This window comes from Microcystis sp. M20BS1 (assembly GCF_020245305.1).
Lineage (GTDB): Bacteria > Cyanobacteriota > Cyanobacteriia > Cyanobacteriales > Microcystaceae > Microcystis > Microcystis ichthyoblabe_A.
On the sequence record NZ_JADBUZ010000238.1, the window covers coordinates 1 to 17233 of the forward strand.

Annotated in this window: 15 protein-coding genes; 10 read left to right on the top strand and 5 right to left on the bottom strand. The window is 44.5% G+C overall.

What is annotated here, in order from left to right; translation table 11 throughout:
• Window positions 1-422 precede the first annotated feature (422 nt).
• Together IM507_RS22315 and IM507_RS22320 are read left to right on the top strand one after the other, a co-directional pair.
• Window positions 423-902: a hypothetical protein gene (locus IM507_RS22315; RefSeq protein WP_002735718.1), complete on the top strand. Its 480-nt coding sequence runs from the start codon at window positions 423-425 to the stop codon at window positions 900-902.
• A 220-nt stretch (window positions 903-1122) separates the two neighbouring features.
• Window positions 1123-2775, top strand: a complete 1653-nt coding sequence (locus tag IM507_RS22320; RefSeq protein ID WP_069473745.1) for an acetolactate synthase large subunit — start codon at window positions 1123-1125, stop codon at window positions 2773-2775.
• Window positions 2776-2899: 124 nt separating this feature from the next.
• On the opposite strand, the gene IM507_RS22325 is transcribed toward IM507_RS22320, so the two are convergent.
• Entirely contained in the window at window positions 2900-4144 is a 1245-nt protein-coding gene (locus IM507_RS22325) for a DUF4912 domain-containing protein (RefSeq protein ID WP_002744224.1), read from the bottom strand.
• Between the two features lie 401 nt (window positions 4145-4545).
• Between IM507_RS22325 and IM507_RS22330 the strand changes: the two genes are divergently transcribed.
• Window positions 4546-5883, top strand: a complete 1338-nt coding sequence (locus IM507_RS22330) for a histidine phosphatase family protein (RefSeq protein WP_069473746.1) — start codon at window positions 4546-4548, stop codon at window positions 5881-5883.
• A gap of 239 nt (window positions 5884-6122) precedes the next feature.
• On the opposite strand, the gene crtD is transcribed toward IM507_RS22330, so the two are convergent.
• Window positions 6123-7634: a C-3',4' desaturase CrtD gene (crtD, locus tag IM507_RS22335; RefSeq protein WP_287637769.1), complete on the bottom strand. Its 1512-nt coding sequence runs from the start codon at window positions 7632-7634 to the stop codon at window positions 6123-6125.
• Between the two features lie 189 nt (window positions 7635-7823).
• Here crtD and IM507_RS22340 point away from each other — a divergent pair, with 189 nt between their 5' ends.
• Both IM507_RS22340 and nblR read left to right on the top strand, forming a co-directional pair.
• Window positions 7824-8345: a hypothetical protein gene (locus tag IM507_RS22340; protein WP_002736927.1), complete on the top strand. Its 522-nt coding sequence runs from the start codon at window positions 7824-7826 to the stop codon at window positions 8343-8345.
• 70 nt (window positions 8346-8415) lie between these two features.
• Window positions 8416-9105 (top strand): response regulator transcription factor NblR, encoded by a 690-nt coding sequence (gene nblR / locus IM507_RS22345; protein ID WP_042790735.1) that lies wholly within the window; start codon window positions 8416-8418, stop codon window positions 9103-9105.
• 139 nt (window positions 9106-9244) lie between these two features.
• Here nblR and IM507_RS22350 read toward each other — a convergent pair whose 3' ends face one another.
• A complete protein-coding gene (locus tag IM507_RS22350) occupies window positions 9245-10042 on the bottom strand; it encodes a glutathione S-transferase (RefSeq protein WP_002735198.1) in 798 nt (265 codons plus the stop codon).
• Window positions 10043-10479: 437 nt separating this feature from the next.
• Here IM507_RS22350 and IM507_RS22355 point away from each other — a divergent pair, with 437 nt between their 5' ends.
• The 4 genes from IM507_RS22355 to IM507_RS22370 all read left to right on the top strand — a co-directional run bounded on the left by IM507_RS22355 (window position 10480) and on the right by IM507_RS22370 (window position 14043).
• Window positions 10480-10908 carry an ATP-dependent zinc protease family protein gene (locus IM507_RS22355; RefSeq protein ID WP_002737273.1) on the top strand — a complete coding sequence of 143 codons (429 nt, stop codon included), beginning with the start codon at window positions 10480-10482 and terminating at the stop codon, window positions 10906-10908.
• 288 nt (window positions 10909-11196) lie between these two features.
• On the top strand, window positions 11197-12120 hold the full coding sequence (locus tag IM507_RS22360; RefSeq protein WP_002737279.1) for a restriction endonuclease: 924 nt from the start codon (window positions 11197-11199) through the stop codon (window positions 12118-12120).
• A gap of 240 nt (window positions 12121-12360) precedes the next feature.
• Window positions 12361-12942: a phycobiliprotein lyase gene (locus IM507_RS22365; protein ID WP_287637770.1), complete on the top strand. Its 582-nt coding sequence runs from the start codon at window positions 12361-12363 to the stop codon at window positions 12940-12942.
• A 348-nt stretch (window positions 12943-13290) separates the two neighbouring features.
• Window positions 13291-14043 carry a phycobilisome rod-core linker polypeptide gene (locus IM507_RS22370; RefSeq protein ID WP_016515545.1) on the top strand — a complete coding sequence of 251 codons (753 nt, stop codon included), beginning with the start codon at window positions 13291-13293 and terminating at the stop codon, window positions 14041-14043.
• A gap of 89 nt (window positions 14044-14132) precedes the next feature.
• Here IM507_RS22370 and mnmA read toward each other — a convergent pair whose 3' ends face one another.
• Complete coding sequence (mnmA, locus tag IM507_RS22375; RefSeq protein ID WP_123230573.1) at window positions 14133-15191, bottom strand: tRNA 2-thiouridine(34) synthase MnmA; 1059 nt, start codon at window positions 15189-15191, stop codon at window positions 14133-14135.
• A 105-nt stretch (window positions 15192-15296) separates the two neighbouring features.
• On the opposite strand from mnmA, the gene IM507_RS22380 reads away from it, so the two are divergent.
• Window positions 15297-15938: a hypothetical protein gene (locus IM507_RS22380; RefSeq protein WP_123230572.1), complete on the top strand. Its 642-nt coding sequence runs from the start codon at window positions 15297-15299 to the stop codon at window positions 15936-15938.
• 159 nt (window positions 15939-16097) lie between these two features.
• On the opposite strand, the gene IM507_RS22385 is transcribed toward IM507_RS22380, so the two are convergent.
• A complete protein-coding gene (locus IM507_RS22385; RefSeq protein WP_287637771.1) occupies window positions 16098-17075 on the bottom strand; it encodes an alpha/beta fold hydrolase in 978 nt (325 codons plus the stop codon).
• Window positions 17076-17233: the final 158 nt, after the last annotated feature.

The window sequence follows — 17233 nt, forward strand, 5'->3', positions numbered from 1 at the left end:
AATAGAGGTGAAGGGGGGATTTTGTTCGGTGCTAGACTGATATTTGAGTAAGCCAGACAGAAGCCAGAAAAAGATATTTATCAGAAAAGTCATGATCAAGCTAGAGGTTTAAAGACTGATCGGGTTCCAATTATTTTTATTAATAAATATTTTACACAATTCATACCAGGTAAGCAAGAGGGCTACGCCACTACTACCAAATCATTACCCATCGGAGGCTATTTGGTTATCTCTTTAGTCTAGCGATCGCTCCGACTTGATACGTTATGACAGCAAATTAAATAGAGCATTCATTCGATCGCACTCAAGCGCGGGACTTCTGCTGACGCTAAGTTAAAATTATAAAAAGCCCACACTCCCAGAAAGCCATTTATTTTTTACAATGGAAGATTACCTGGATTATTTTTGCGGGGGGGCGATCGGTGATTCTCAATTTTTCCCTAAGGATTGTAGCGGCCAAAGGCAGACTATTCTGTAAGTTTTCACTCTACAAAACCTATCGGGTGGTCAGTAGCGCCCCCGTCGATGTCCTCTGGCAAAAATTAATCAATGTGGCCGATGTCTCTTGGCATCCTTTGATTGCCAAGGCCGATGTTCCCTTGGGTTTAATCGCTAAACCGGGGTTAATCTATCAAGCTGTCACCCGTCTGACTCCCATTCCTATCCGGGTTTTCGTGGAAAATGTCCGCCCCGGGGAACTCCTCAGCCTCAGAGTTCTCGCTATCCCCGGCATGGAACAGAAAATGACCTACCAAGTAGAATCAACCCTCTGTGGTACTTATATTTCCTATTCTGTCACCCTGCGCGGTTGGCTGTCCCCGTTTATCTGGTGGTTAAGTCGTCCCTATCTAGCCAAAGTCGCCGCCCAACTAGCCCACGCTGCCGAAGAATTAACGGCCTAAAAAAAAATTCCCCTCCATTGTGGTAATAAATAATCTGCCAAGGGTCAAGATCTAAGTCACAATAGTATATGGATAGACTTAAACAAAATTTTAGTCAGCTACATTGGTACATATAGTCTACTGATATCATCCCGACGAGTTGAGCGCAACAACCTCAATCCGCCGGGATGAACTATCTCTAGAGACTTTACTGATGAAGTAAGCTCTACAGGAGGGAATTATGGGGGAATTAAACACAGCCGAACTTCTAGTTAAATGTCTAGAGAATGAAGGGGTCGAGTATATTTTTGGGCTACCCGGGGAAGAAAACCTCGATGTTTTGGAAGCCCTAAAAAACTCCTCGATCAAATTTATCACCACCCGTCACGAACAGGGCGCGGCTTTTATGGCCGATGTCTATGGACGCTTGACGGGAAAAGCGGGGGTTTGTCTCTCCACCTTAGGACCGGGGGCGACTAACCTGATGACAGGGGTAGCCGATGCTAACCTGGATGGGGCACCCTTGGTGGCCATCACCGGCCAGGTGGGAACCGATCGGATGCACATTGAATCCCATCAATACCTGGATCTGGTGGCCATGTTCGCCCCAGTGACGAAATGGAATAAACAGATCGTCCGGCCGGGTATAACCCCAGAAGTGGTACGGAGAGCCTTTAAAACCGCCCAAAGTGAGAAACCGGGGGCAGTTCATATCGATCTTCCTGAAAATATCGCCGCTATGCCTGCCGATGGTAGTCCTTTGCCCCTCGACAGTCAGGAAAAAGTTTACGCTTCCTATCGGACTTTGAATATGGCGGCGGCAGTGATTTCTAAAGCGAAAAATCCCTTGATTTTGGCGGGAAATGGGGCAATTCGCGCTAATGCTAGTGAGGCTTTAACGGAATTCGCCACGGCCTTGAATATCCCTGTGGCTAACACTTTTATGGGTAAGGGGGTGATTCCCTATACCCATCCTCTGGCTCTTTGGGCGGTAGGATTACAGCAACGGGATTTGATTAGTTGTGCCTTCGATCGCAGTGATTTAATTATCGCTGTTGGTTACGATTTAATCGAGTATTCCCCGAAAAAATGGAATCCAGACGGGAAATTACCGATTATTCACATCGGCATGACTCCAGCGGAAATTGACAGCAGTTATGCTCCGGTGGTGGAAGTGGTGGGTGATATCACCGATTCTCTCATCGATATCCTCAAACGGGCTGATCGCCAGAATAAACCAACTCCTGTCACCGCGGGATTAAAGACGGAAATTCGGGCCGATTACGAAACCTATGCCAATGATACGGGTTTTCCGATCAAGCCACAAAAATTGATCTACGATCTGCGTCAGGTTATGGGACCGGAAGATATCGCTATTTGTGACGTGGGCGCTCATAAAATGTGGATGGCCCGCCATTATCACTCCGATTGTCCTAATACTTGCATTATTTCTAACGGTTTCGCCGCTATGGGTATTGCTATCCCTGGTGCGATCGCCGCTAAGTTAGTTCATCCCGATAAGCGCATTGTGGCGGTGACGGGAGACGGCGGTTTTATGATGAATTGTCAGGAATTGGAGACAGCTTTGCGGGTGGGAACTCCCTTCGTCACTCTCATCTTTAATGATGGCGGTTACGGTTTAATCGAATGGAAGCAGTTAAACTATTTTGGGACCTCTTCTTTTATTAAGTTTGGTAATCCCGATTTTGTTAAATTTGCCGAAAGTATGGGATTAAAAGGCTATCGGGTGGAATCTGCTCAGGATTTGATCCCGACACTAGAGGAGGCTTTCCGGCAAGAGGTGCCTACGGTGATCGATGTTCCCGTCGATTACGGTGAAAATCTGCGTCTTTCCCAAAAATCGGGCGATCTAAGCTGTCAGATTTGGGAATAGAAGTTGATAGCGCCAAGCAACCCCCTCGGTAGCTTGCCGTTAACTTCTCGAAAAAAATCCCCTAACTGAATCTCAGTTAGGGGGAAGTAATTAGGTTGGCTTTGGTAACGTTAGAAAACCCGATCTAGAATAACCATTCTAGAACCGCCTCATCTTTAGTGTTGGTGTTGCGAGAGGGGGTTTCCCGGGTAAATTTCATGTGGATAGAACGATTTTGTTCACCATCGGCGGCCACGGCCATAATCGGATAATCGATTAAACCATCTTGGAAGGACATCTGATAGCGGAAAGTGCCATCGGGATTGAGTTTAATCGGACGACCACCGATAGTTACGGTGGCATCGGGTTCGGTGGCACCATAGACGATTAATTCTGCATCGGCAACTAACCAGAATTTGCGCGGACGTTGTAGGGTTTCCGAAGCACCCATACCGATACCAGAAGCAGTCATCCCGATACCGGAAGCGGTTAGTCCCGATACCGTGGGAACTGCCCACATACCAACCCCGGAGGGGAATACATAAGAACTGATCACTTCCGACATCGGTACGGAACCAGCGACGTGCTGCATGGAACCAAACAAGGAACCGGCCACCCGTAGGGCCTCGATATCGCCGACACTCTCGAAAATTTGGTCGTAGATAGGGCTTCCGGTGGTTCCGGTGCTGCTGTCGTAGCGTTTGCTGGGGGGAACGAGTTCGTAAACAGTTTTACCCACCAGTTCTTCTTCCCAGTTAACGGTGACAAAAATATCTTCAATCCAGTCGGAAGGATAGACGGGAGGAATCCGCACTAAAGGAGAACGGGCCAAAACTAACCAACGTCCATCAGCACAACGATAACCGATATCGATAACATAATCTCGATCGCTGACTGGAATCGGTAAGTACCATTCCCGGGCTAATTCATCACAGAGATATTCTTGGACGCTATGCGCGCCTTGGCTATTGATATCGATATCGGTGACATCATAAAGACGCAGGGCTAACTGTTGTCCTCCTTGACGACGGAGATCTTCTTTTGATTCGTTGGGGATATCCCAGTAAGCATAGGCCCACTGAGGATCGCGAGGTAGGAGGGTAATGCGATTTTCCCCGTAGCCACCGGGCAGATCTCCTAAACCATCATCCACTGAACCTAGAATATCTTCGATCGGGTTAGCTTGACCTAATTCAAATTTTGCTGCTTCCACTGGTTTTTCCTCTTTAATAATAGATTTAAAATTGCCGCTTACTCCCATAGCTTGGGTAATTGCCTCGATTAATTGCGTTTTCCGCATCCGACTGTAACGAGAGATGCTGTATTGACTGGCAACTCGTCGTAGTTGCCGCAAGGTCATCTCATCTAAGGGGGGGTATTCTGGAACCATGAGTTGACGCTCTCCGATTAGTTACGACGGCAAATGTTTTTGGGCATTTGCAAAAGCAGTGATCTGGGTAATCCTTCAACTACTCATCGATTGCTTTGTGAACAAGAGATCCACTCGATGGGGATCAAGGGAATCGCTTGTTATAAATACCTATTAAACAGCAAGATTCCGATTTTGACCAAGTACATTGTCATGGTTTCTTGACTAAACCGCCAAACCCTTGATCCCAAAGAGATTGTTATATCAGGAAGTTTTGATATGCTGTGCTGCCTTGAAACTGTAGGCGATATTTTAGTACAAGCGAACTCTAGTAATTACTGATTACTGATCACTGATTTGTACTCCGATCCCGATCGCCTGTAATCTGATATTGAGACTTTTAGTTAAGGAGACTGAACCGCTTGGCTACTCGTGTGATTATTGTTCGTCATGGACAAAGCAGTTATAACGCAGAGCAGAAAATACAAGGTCGCAGTGATGGCTCGGTTTTGACGGAAAAAGGGCATCTGGACGCGGAAAAAGTAGGAAATGCCCTCAGTCAAATCGATATCGCCGCTTTTTACTGTAGTCCTCTCCAAAGAGCCAAATCTACTGCTGAGGTGATTCAGTCTCGTTTAAATCACTCTCCCGTCATTCAACCCACTTCGCAGTTACTAGAAATCGATCTGCCTATCTGGGAAAATATGGTCAAAGAGGAGGTAAAAGCTCAATACCCCCAAGAATATCGGGATTGGCACCAAAAACCTCATGAATTTAAGATGATACTGCCCGATGGTCAGGAACATTATCCCGTTCTCTCCCTCTATCAACAAGCGCAGGATTTTTGGCGGGAAATTATTCCCCAACACGAGGGCCAAACTATCCTCATTGTTGCCCATAACGGCATTAATCGCTGTTTAATCCTCAGTGCCATCGGTATTCCAGTTTCCTTATACCATTCCCTCCAACAATCTAACTGTTGCGTTAATGTTCTCAATTTTACGCGTGATTTTGGTGATCCTGTCCAGGTGGAATCCCTCAATCAAACGGCACACCTAGGGATAGCTTTACCCCCACCGCGTCCTCCTTTCCAAGGTTCTAGGCTGCTGCTTGTGCGTCACGGAGAAACCCAATGGAATCGGGATAAACGTTTTCAAGGGGTGCGCGATATTCCTCTCAATGATAATGGCAAAGCTCAAGCTGAGAAAGCCGCCGAATTTCTGCGAGAAACGGCGATCGATCACGCTGTCACCAGTCCTTTGTCCCGTCCCAAGGAAACTGCCCAAATTATCCTGCAATATCACCCCAATGTCACCTTAGACACCCAAGTGGATCTGACAGAAATCTGTCACGGACTTTGGGAAGGTAAATTAGAGGAGGAAATTGAAGCGAGTTTCCCCGGGATGTTAGAAGACTGGAAAAATGCCCCGGAAACCGTGCAAATGCCGGAAGGGGAGAATTTACAGGAGGTTTGGGATCGAGCGATCGCTTGTTGGCAGCAAATCGTTAAAACCTATAGTAATAGTGATAGTCCTAAGACAATTATGGTAGTAGCTCACGATGCCATTAATAAGGTGATTCTTTGTTATTTATTGGGTTTAAAACCCGCTAATTTCTGGAATATTAAACAGGGAAATGGTGCGGTTAGTGTTATCGATTATCCTAAAGGAGTTGACTCTCAACCAGTCCTGCAAGCAATTAATATTACCTCTCATCTAGGAGCGGGAATACTCGATCGCACGGCAGCCGGCGCTTTATAACAGTTATCAGTTATCAGTTATCAGTTATCAGTGGGTAAGTTAACAGTTAACAGTTATCAGTTATCAGTATTCAGTATTCAGAAGATTGCTTTTATTTATTCTTACCAATTCATAATTCATAATTCATAATTACGGCTAACTAGAAGCTAAGTACCTAAGCAAAATTAATTACACATTTCGATAAAGCTTTTGCCTATTGCCTCTTGCCTATTGCCTCTTGCCTATCTTCACTAGGAAATTTATTTTGCACGACTACTTAATTTATTCTCAATCTGTCTAACTACCGTTAGTGCCGAATAGCTGACTCCGGCAGTGCCTTCTCCCGGATGGGTGGAATCTCCTACTAACCAAAGATGGGGGATCGGAGTGCGCGTCGCTACGCCAAAAGGGCCAAAAGTGGACAGTCTTTGACCAATACCGCCGACAATGCCCTGATTTCGCCCCGTAAACCGTTCAAAAGTGCGAGGAGTAGCTGATTCGATGTGAACGATGTGATCAGGACTAAGATGGAAATAATTACCGAGACGCTCGATCGCCTCTTGGGTGTATGCTGCTTTTAATTGCTGATAATTATCTTCTCCTTTTCGCCACCAAAGACTGGTATCGGTGAAGGAAGAAGCAATAATCGTCGCTTTTCCCACTGGAGCGCGACCATCCCCTTCTTTACTCACGGAAACAAACAAAGAGTTATTTTCGCCGATTATGCCATCGTAATCGTAGAGAAATTGCAAATGGGGAGGACAATCGGGGGGAATAGCAGCGCGATCGACTCCTAAGTAAACCACAAAAGCACCGGATGCGGGGGGAAGTTTTTCGATTCTCCGGTGATAAAGACTGGGAATGGCTTCGCGATCGATTAATTGTGGCAAATTTTGGATCGGGATATTAGCGACAATCTCATCGGCCATTTCTGGATGTATTTGACCATTTTTTTGATTTCTGACGATAATTCCCGTGGCTTTTCCCTTTTCTGTCAGTATTTTTTCCACTGTATGGCGCATTTGCAATTTACCGCCGTATTTTTCCAAAGCTGTTACTAGGCGATCGCTTAATACCTGCATACTACCCTGAAGGTGGGATAAACCTTGGGGAGACTGAGAAACTGCTAAAGCGGTGGCGGCATAAAGTAAAGCGGTTTCATCGGCAGTAACTTGGGAATAAAGCTTTAACTGGAGATCAAGGAAAGTTTTTAGGCGTTTATCCCTCTCTAAGCCGTATAATCGCAGAGCATCCCCCACAGTCATCAAAGTAAAGGGGAAGGTAATGGCAGTATCTACACGCAAAGCGGCGATTAATTGCCCTAAATCCCACCAGTTGCGCGGGGGTAAAACTGGATCGCGACTTTGAAAACGCCAACTTGCTTGAAAGAGTTTTTGTAATAATTGCCAAAAAGGTTCGCTGCCCGGAAATTGTTTTTGTCTTTCCTCTTGCCACTTTTGCCGATCGCGCCAGACATTAATCGGATTGGTTTCCCCCGGCAGAAAAACGGCACAGGCGGGATCGCAGGGGACAGAATCGGGTAAATCTATCCCTAATTCGGCAAAAATGCGCTGATGAATGCCCCCTACTTCTAATCCTGCCACTTGAGTTGCCCCCACGTCAAAAGTAAAACCCCGACGGGAAAAAGTCGAGGCACAACCCCCGGGGACAAGCGCCTGATCATATACTGTGACTTGATAACCTCGACGCGCCAATAATGCCGCCGCCGTTAGTCCGCCAATCCCTGCACCAATAACGGTAATTCGCGTCATTTTCTTAACAATTATGGCTCTTCTAGAGTAGTTATGATATGTTAGCAGAAAATAATCGACGCAAGCCTTGCCAAGTAAGGCTCACCAGAATTCAAAAAAGCAATTTTAATAAAAAAAGCTTTTTGCTTTGTTGGATTCCAGGCTATTTAAGGGTTTAGGCTCATTTAAACTACTAATTAAGGAAACTCTATGAACCAAGAATCCCTCGCTTTTAAGGACGGGAGTGTCAATACCTTAGTGATTTGTACTGGTTTTCATGATTCTAGATTGACGGAGGATTTTTTAGGACATCTGGGGAGCAAATCGGTAAAATTACGCTCCTATATTATTATTTCTCCTTTTTCTTGCTTAAATGAAGCTTTTTTACCCGGAGAAGACCTAACCTTGATTGGGTTTAGTGCGGGGGTGGTAAATGCGATCGCTTTAGCCTATTATTGGCAAGCTCAAGGGGTGAAAATTCGAGCTTTAATGGCTCTGGACGGGTGGGGAGTGCCATTAATCGGTAATTTTCCCATTTATCGCCTTAGTCATGATTATTTTACCCATTGGAGTTCCTGTTTATTGGGTAGCGGTGGAGAAAATTTTTATGCGGATCCCCCTGTAGATCATCTTAGCCTCTGGTCGTCCCCCGATCGAGTGACCGGTTGGTCTGTCAATGGTAATTTTGTCCAACGCACCACAGCGTTAACTTTTTTATCTAAAATCGGTTAGGCAAGAATGAATTAAGTATAATTGGCCAGTCGCCTCCCTATCTTTCCTATTTCTTTACCGCTGCCGACTAATGAGTACACAAGTTCTGAGTTCTTCGATTCTCTTGGTGGGAATTGAGGAGAATATCGCTAAACTAGCTAGTGCGAACTTGCAAGAAGCAGGTTATCGTCCCCTGATTGTGCCTAGCATTGATAGCGCTTTCCCAGAAGTGGAAAGTTGGCAGCCAGCGATGATTATACTCGATCGCCTCCTCGCGGCGGAGGCCGGTGTAAAGTTTTGTCGTCGTTTACGTTCCCAGGGAAGTCGCGTTTATATTATTTTATTAGTATCTCAAGAAACTCTAGAAGAACGTCTCGCCTGTTTGGAAGCGGGAGCCGACGATTATTTTCTCAAACCCTATAATTCGCAATCTTTCCTCAAATTAATCCGTTTTTACCTGCAACCGATGGAAACTATCCCCGAACAATTGCGCTTCGGTGACTTAGTATTGGATTTAGCCACTCGTCGTCTCTCCTATAAGAACAAAAATATTGAGTTGACGATGAAGGAATTTGAACTGCTCCGCTACCTGATGATTCACCCGAAAGAAGTATTATCAAGGGATCAAATTCTCGAAAATGTCTGGGGAGATGAATTTCAAGGAGAATCAAACGTTATTGAGGTATATATTCGCTATTTACGCCTGAAAATGGAAGCTGGTGGTCAAAAACGCCTCATTCATACCGTGCGCGGTGTTGGCTACGTTTTACGCGAATCTTAACAGGAGATAGGAGATTGCTTTTATTTAATCTCCCTACACCCCACACCCCACACCCCACACCCCACACCCCACACCCCACACCCCACACCCTACACCCCACACCCCACACCCCACACCCCACCACCCTAGTCAAGCTCTGCTATTCGATCTGGATAGAGGTGGGGGAATCGATGGGAGGGGTGGAACTCCCCGGGGTAATAGTTTGACGGTATTGACTATAAAGACGATCACGCCAGACAAAAAAGCCCTCGTAGGCGCTATTATCAGCTAACCCCGGAATCCCCTTGCCTTGCAATTCCGGGGGTAAGTTGAGATAGGAACCCTGGGGAAACTTAAGCAGTACACTTAATCCCGCCACAGCTAAATCGGCTAAACTGGGCTGATCCCCGACTAAATAGGGACGATTGGCTAAAATGAGGTTTAAAGCCTCTAAGTCCTGTTGTAGCCCTTTTTTAGCCGTATTGATAGCATCTTTTCCCAGACCTACACCCGTCCCAAAAATATCAATTAATTCCCCCGGCAAGGAACCCAGCAACAAGCGCATAAAATCGGGAGTTTCCCGGGGTAAAAAGGCGGTACGAAAGTTTTGATTTTGGGCAAAAGCGCCGAGAAAAGCGGTTCTTCCTTTTAATCCCAGGGATTCATCGGCCCATTCTTCGATTAATAAACATTGACCCCGTTGGAGGGGATCTGTGGGTATAATTGGTTTTTCAGGATACTTGCGATCGAGATAAAAAGCAATCTCCGTCGAGTCGGCAATATAGGTATCACCATCCTTGAGGACGGGAACCTGTCGCTGTCCAGAAAGACGGAATAATTCTAATTGTCCCACCCCCGGCACCACGTCCCTTTTTTTATAGGCAAGTCCTTTATAGTCAAGGATGAGACGGACTTTCTCGCAATAGGCAGATAGTTCAAATTGATAGAGTTCTAGCATAGGATGATATAGCCTCTCGATAAATCAGTTTCTCCCTGATTACTCTAACCCTATCCGGCATCAATCGCCTAAACCTAAAGACTTTACTCCGATTTTACTCAAACATTTGTGGTTCTTCGGGTTGTGTTATGCAATGGACGGGGGTTATAAGAGATGAAACCCTTATAGAAACAGAGATTACCGCAATTTTTGTCAATTGTTTGCGATCTGGAGCGAACTAATCAATTAAGTCTCTTGCCAGATAAGGATTTAGTCGATTTATGCCCCCCTATCGAACCATACCAAGTAACGAAGAAGCAGATGGTTTTAAATTCATACCACACCCAGGAGTTTGAATGGTCTAATTGTAGTCGCTCAAATTCAATCTGTAAACTTTTAGAGGGAGGAAATTAAGAATTCTGCTACATTAATGAATATTCTAGACGAGAGACAAAAAAATGACCCTCGATCGAGTGATCGTCGGTTGGCGAGAATGGCTCGATTTACCCGATTTAGGCATTACCAAAATTAAGGCCAAGATTGATACAGGCGCTCGCTCCTCGGCCCTACACGCTTTTCATCTGCATCCTTTTCGAGATGGCGATCGCAATTGGCTGCGCTTTCAAGTTCATCCCTACCAAAAAGATAGTCACCACACTGTCACCACCACCGCAGAAATCCTCGAATGGCGACAGGTAAAAAATTCCGGTGGTCAAAGTCAACTACGTCCCGTTATCAGAACAAGTGTATTGCTTGGCGGTCGTCAATGGCCGATCGAATTAACCTTGACTAATCGCGATGTCATGGGGTTTCGGATGTTATTAGGACGAGAGGCCCTAAAAAAAGGCTTTCTTGTCCATCCGAATAGGTCTTTTTTACTGAGTTAAGTTATATTTAAAGCCGTCAGTTTTGAATCAGTTATCAGTTATCAGTTATCAGATGTGAGTTTTTAGTTCACTGTTTACTGTTTACTAAAAAGGCTCCACTACTTCCCGATCTCCTATACCTTTTAAACAAGATTTAGTATTAGATGCCCATAATATTGATTCTCTCTCAGATTCTTGAGGAATGCCTCTCGACATTCTTAATAATTTCAGGTGTATTATTATCTATCTAAATTCTTGGAGCTTGTTGCTGTATAATTGTGATGACTGCCCCCGCTTTTCATCTGAACTATGCCTATTCCCGATTTTCAATCGATTATGTTGCCTCTATTAAAAATACTTGCAGATGGCAAAGTGTATAAATATCGAGAAATTATTGAAGCCTTGGTCAGAGAGTTTCAAGTCACAGAAGCGGAAAGAAAAGAAATGCTTCCCAGTGGACAACAAGAAATTTTTTCTAATCGAGTCAGTTGGGCAAAAACCTATTTAAAGAAAGCGGGATTAATTGACTCACCCCAAAGGGCAACTTTTGTAATTTCTGAGAAAGGAAAAGAAATCTTATCTCAAAATCCTGCTCGAATTGATGCCAAATTTCTGAGACAGTTTCCTGAATTTCAAGAATTCAATCGAGTCAATAAGCAAAATGAAACTATTACTCTTGAAAGCAATTTATCAACTTCTGATCAAGAACAAAATCCCGAGGAATTACTAGAAAACTCCTATCAAGAAATTCGTCAAGCATTAGCAACAGACTTACTTTTTATTCTGCGAAAATTATCCCCAGATGCTTTTGAAAAATTAGTAGTAGAATTACTGGTAAAAATGGGTTATGGTGGCTCGATTAGAGATGCAGGTAAAGCAGTGGGTAAGAGCGGTGATCAAGGGATTGATGGAATAATAAAAGAAGATAGACTCGGTTTAGATATAATCTATATTCAAGCCAAAAGATGGGCTGATAATAATGCCGTTGGTCGTCCAGAAATTCAGAAATTTGTCGGGGCATTAGCGGGACAAGGAGCCAAAAAAGGTATTTTTATCACTACTTCCTATTTTACCCAAGAGGCTTTAGAATATGCCCCCAGAAATGAGATAAAAATAGTGCTGATTGATGGGGAAGAATTAAGTCAATTGATGATTGATTATAACCTAGGTGTATCGACCCAAAAAATCTATGAAATCAAGAGAATTGATCATGATTATTTTGGGGATGAATAATAACGTAGGTTGGGTTGAAGCATGAAACCCAACGCCCGCATAGTTTACGCTACCGCTAACTCATCCTACAAATAATTGTGCCTCCCTACTTATAACTTAGGTGTATCGACCAAAGAAATCTATGAAATCAAGAGAATCGATCATGATTATTTTGGGGATGAATGAGAGAGAGGGGGGGACAAGGGTTACAGAAAACGACGATGGCGTTAAAATAGATGGAAAAAATAGAGGATAAAAACTATGGACGGGATGACCTTTTTTCAGAAAAGTGCGGGACAGTGGAAATCTCAGCGCACCACCCATCATTTACCCTTTCGACGAGCAGAAACTGGCGATTCCGAGATTTATGTGGAAGCTTTAGGTGCCGATAACCCGAAAATTATCGCTATCTGTGAAATGCACGAAGTCGATCCCGCTAAGACTGTGGGGGGTGCCTTTGTCAGTTGGGATGGTTCGATGCAGTGGGACAAAGAAGACGAAAATCATCAAGGAACCACCGTTTTTGCGCTAATTCCCGATGAAGATAATCCCCAAGCTGGTGTTCTCCTGCGGGAGCGAGGTTATGCGGAAATCATTCCCGTGGCGGGCCGTTATCACATTGATGAACAGGAAGGTTTAGTCTTAATTACAGAATACGAAACTATGACCTCGATCGAGCGTTTTTGGTTTGCCGATGCCGATTTACGTCTCCGCACTAGCACAGTTCAACGTTTTGGCGGTTTTAATACGGCCACTTTTTGTGCTGAATCCCGCAATCAGTCATCGGAGTCAGTCTCTAGTGATTCCCCCGAACCATCATCCTATTCGATTAGTGGCTGGTAAATTCAGTTATCAGTTATCAGTTATCAGTTATCAGTCGAACGCTTTTTTCGGCGTTGTCAAATTGAAAGATGATCCGAATCAGCTTGGAACTGAAATTACTTTGATAGCAAGGATTGCATGGCATCTTTCCTATTCTGATCTGACAACGCCCTTTTTTCTCCCCTCTCCCTGCTCCGGCGCTCCCTGCTCCGGCGCTCCCTGCTCCGGCGCTCCCCAACACCCTGGATGGTAAGCAAGTTTTCTTAACAATTGTAAGAATTTTTAATATTTCTTTTCTAGTTGGCACCTACTCCCTTATCATTAGGAGGAAAGTTTTTTAAGCATTTCTAAGGATACGGAGGTTTACCCTTGGCCATTCCTCTTTTAAATTACGCCCCCAAGTCCCAAAACGTGCGGGTAGCTGGTTATGATGTCGGTGGAGACGAAAAACCGAAAGTTTACACGACGGAAAATGTCCTCTCCCCTACCGACCTGGACGATTTAATCGAAGCCGCTTACCGTCAGATTTTCTTCCATGCCTTCAAATGGGATCGGGAACCCTTCCTCGAATCCCAATTACGCAATGGACAATTATCGGTGCGGGATTTCATTCGTGGTTTACTGTTATCGAAAACCTTCTATAACAGCTTCTACGAGAAAAACAGCAACTATCGCTTTGTCGAACAGGTAGTACAAAGAGTTCTCGGTCGCGATGTCTATAGCGAAAGAGAAAAAATTGCTTGGTCGATTGTCGTTGCCACCAAAGGTATTCAAGGTTTTGTTGATCAACTTCTCAACAGTGACGAGTATCTGCAAAGCTTTGGTTATGATACCGTTCCCTACCAACGTCGTCGCACCCTAGCCAGCCGCGACATCGGTGAACGTCCATTCAACATCACCTCGCCTCGCTACGATGGCTACTATCGTGGTATTTTGGGCTTCCCCCAAATCGTTTGGCAGAATGCTGTCCGTCGCTATGTTCCCCAAGAACAAAAACCCAAAGCGGGCGATCCTTCCAGCTTCTTGGCCATGGCCCGGGGTCTCGGTAGCGCCAAAGGCAATCCTGTACCAAGAGTCTCCGCTATGAATATTAACATCGAGGCTTCTGTACCCCGTCGTTAATTTTTAGCTAAACCTGCCGGGGAGAGTCCCTAATTGGCAGAATGACCCCCGAACCATAATCAGGTTATTTTGTGAATTGGTGGCTCTCCCTATGGGGTGGCTCCTGAAATAATCCCCCCACCGAGGACAATCTCCCCTTCATAAATCACGGCTGCTTGGCCCGGGGTGATGCTAAATTGTGGTTGATCAAAAACCAGTTTCACTTGATTATTTTCTAGGGGGATAACATTGACGGGAACGGCCGGAGAACGATAACGTACCTGTACTTGCGCGCGTATAGGAGTGGTGGGTTGAGCAATAGAAACCCAGTTCATCCGTCCGACAAGACAATCGGCACTAACGGCACTTTCGCGATTACCGACGATAACCCGATTCATGACGGGATCCAGTTTTACCACATAGAGAGGTTCGGCGGCGGCGATGCCGATGCCTTTGCGTTGTCCGATCGTATAATGATGGATACCGCTATGTTTACCCAAAACTTTGCCATCGAGATCGACGATATCCCCCTCACTAACGGCGATATACTTATCCAAGAATGATCGCATCGTTCCGTGAGCTTCAATCAAGCATAAATCCTGACTATCGGGTTTATCTGCTGTTTTTAAACCGAATTCCTGGGCAATCCTGCGGGTTTCTGCCTTGGTTTGTTCACCCAAGGGAAATAAAGTCCCACGCAGTACATCTTGAGTTAGATCATAGAGAAAATAGGATTGATCTTTATTTTTATCGACGGCACGCAGCAGTTGATAACGGTTATTTTCAGGAGAAAAACGAATTCTGGCGTAGTGACCGGTAGCAATAGTATCCGTTTCTAGGGTTTCCCTAGCATAATGGAGCATCGGGCTAAATTTTACCGCTTTATTGCACTGAGAACAGGGCAGCGGTGTGATTCCGGCTTCATAACCAGAAACCAGATAATCAATAATTTCTTTTTGGAAAAGCTCGCGACTATCGACGATATGATGGGGAACCCCCAACTGCTCACAAATAAAGGCCGCATCTACCATTCCCTCGGAGCAGCATTGACCTTTACCCTTCATTAACCACAGGGTCAAGCCAATAACATCATAACCTTGAGCGTGTAAGGCGGCAGCGGCAACAGAGCTATCTACTCCCCCTGATAGACCGACAACAACTTTTCCCATAAATCTTGTAATGATTTTTAACCAATATACTTTCTAGACTAGCATCTCCTACTTTAAAATTTGGACATGGTGTACCCAAATTTCGTGTGAGGACAAACCAGCACAATGAGAACAAACCTACTGTTTTTCTCGGCTTTATTTTGGTTAAAAGTCGGGATAATCGCTCAAGGAACGCTGCTGCTAAAAGCAAACTTATCTTTTGCCCAGAATCTTTATCCCGGTCGTCGTTTGCCCCCACCGCCGGCGGTGAGACAACCAACTAAACGTTCAGACAGTCCCAGTGCTGTTAATTGTTCCCAATGTTCACCCTTAAATTTACCCCCAGTTAATTCTCCTTCAGTTCGCCCCCCGGTGGCGGACCCAGTTTCCGGTAATCAACCCCTGAGAGAATACGTTTTTCAAGCTCCCGCTACCGTGCGTCCTGCCGATGCTACGGTGGTTAATAATCATAATCGTCAAACTGTCAATCCACCAGCACCCAGACCTCAAAATCGCACCAATAAACCCCCTTCTCCCCCACCACAGCAGCGGGTTATTGCCGCTAATCAACTCTTTCGGGTTGAAGTTCAGAGTAATAGTACAGAAGCGTTGGCAAAAATTCAAGAAATTGAACCCCTCGCATTTATCCGTACGGGAGAAAATGTGATTCAAGCGGGGTTATTTCAGCAACAATACCAAGCTAAACAACGGGTACAAGATTTAACTAAACAGGGTTTTAGCGCTCAGATTATTACCCTCAATAATTAGGGTTTGCTGAAAAAGTCTGTTGGTGGGGTGTAGGGTGTGGGGTGTAGGGTGTGGGGTTTTATTCCCCCCCGTTCACTCCAATGGCTGACACTTTTTGATATCAAAAAAGTCTAAAAGTTTTATCCAACAAGGTTTTTAGATTTATTCAGCAGACCCTACCTAGCACATAGAGTTAATTTTGTCAAGCAAAATTCTGACCGCATCGATGATCACATCTGGTTGATCCATCCAGACAAAATGGCCACTTTTATCCGCTTGTATTTGCAGAAAATCTCCGGATAACTTGCCTAATTCTAGGTGCATCTCCTCCCGGAGTTGGTTGGCACTTTTAAGGGGAATAAACCGAGTCCAAAGGGAAGGTTTAAAAAAAGAATTAGCTTTAATACTAACTATCGGTAAATTACCGAAATTGTTAGCCTCACTCAGCTGACGAGCGCTTTGGTCGAGATTAAACATTTCTCTACTCATCGTCATCCAGTGTTTAGCGCGACAGAAAGAACGCTTAACTCGATGACAAGAATCTGGGGAAAAGCGACGCAATTCTGGTTTTAATAATTCAAAAACTCCTAGAACTCTCAAAACTCGGATAATGCCTAAAATTGAGCCAATAATCGACATCAAAAATCCCGAGATAAAAAATAATTTTAATGCCTTTAATGCTGGCGACATTTTCAGCATTCCTTTCTCGTGTAAACCATCGGTGAGTACCAAACCTACTACTTTTTCTGGGAACAGATGAGCATACAGTCGAACATTATAACTGCCAAAAGAATCACCAATTAAAATATAAGGCGGTTCTATTTGTGCTTGGGTTAGTAATTTATCTAATTCCTGAACAATTTGGTAGCTAGTCCGGGGATAAGGACTAGAATCGCTCCAACCATAACCCGCTCGATCATAAATACAAACCCTAGCTAATTGTGACAATTCTTCTAGCAAAAAATATCCCTCAATTCCCCCTAAACTATGGTCAATAATAATAGTGGGACTAGCTACTCCTGCTAGACAAAAATGCAGGCGATATTTACCCAGATTAATCAAATTACCCGGCGGTGCTTTTTGTTCTTCTAACCAAACAGATAACGTCTGATAAACTGTTGTCGCTACTAGGAGAATTACTCGAATTGATAAAGACATAACTACACCTCTTGTAAAAATAAAAAATTCTCTTGGTTGCTGGAGAATTAACCATGAATAATCATCAATTAAATGGTCAATTTAGCTGTGATTAAAAGAGAGCGCCAGCATTGCAACCAAAATATAATACAAATGAACGCTTGACCCGATGATTTTGA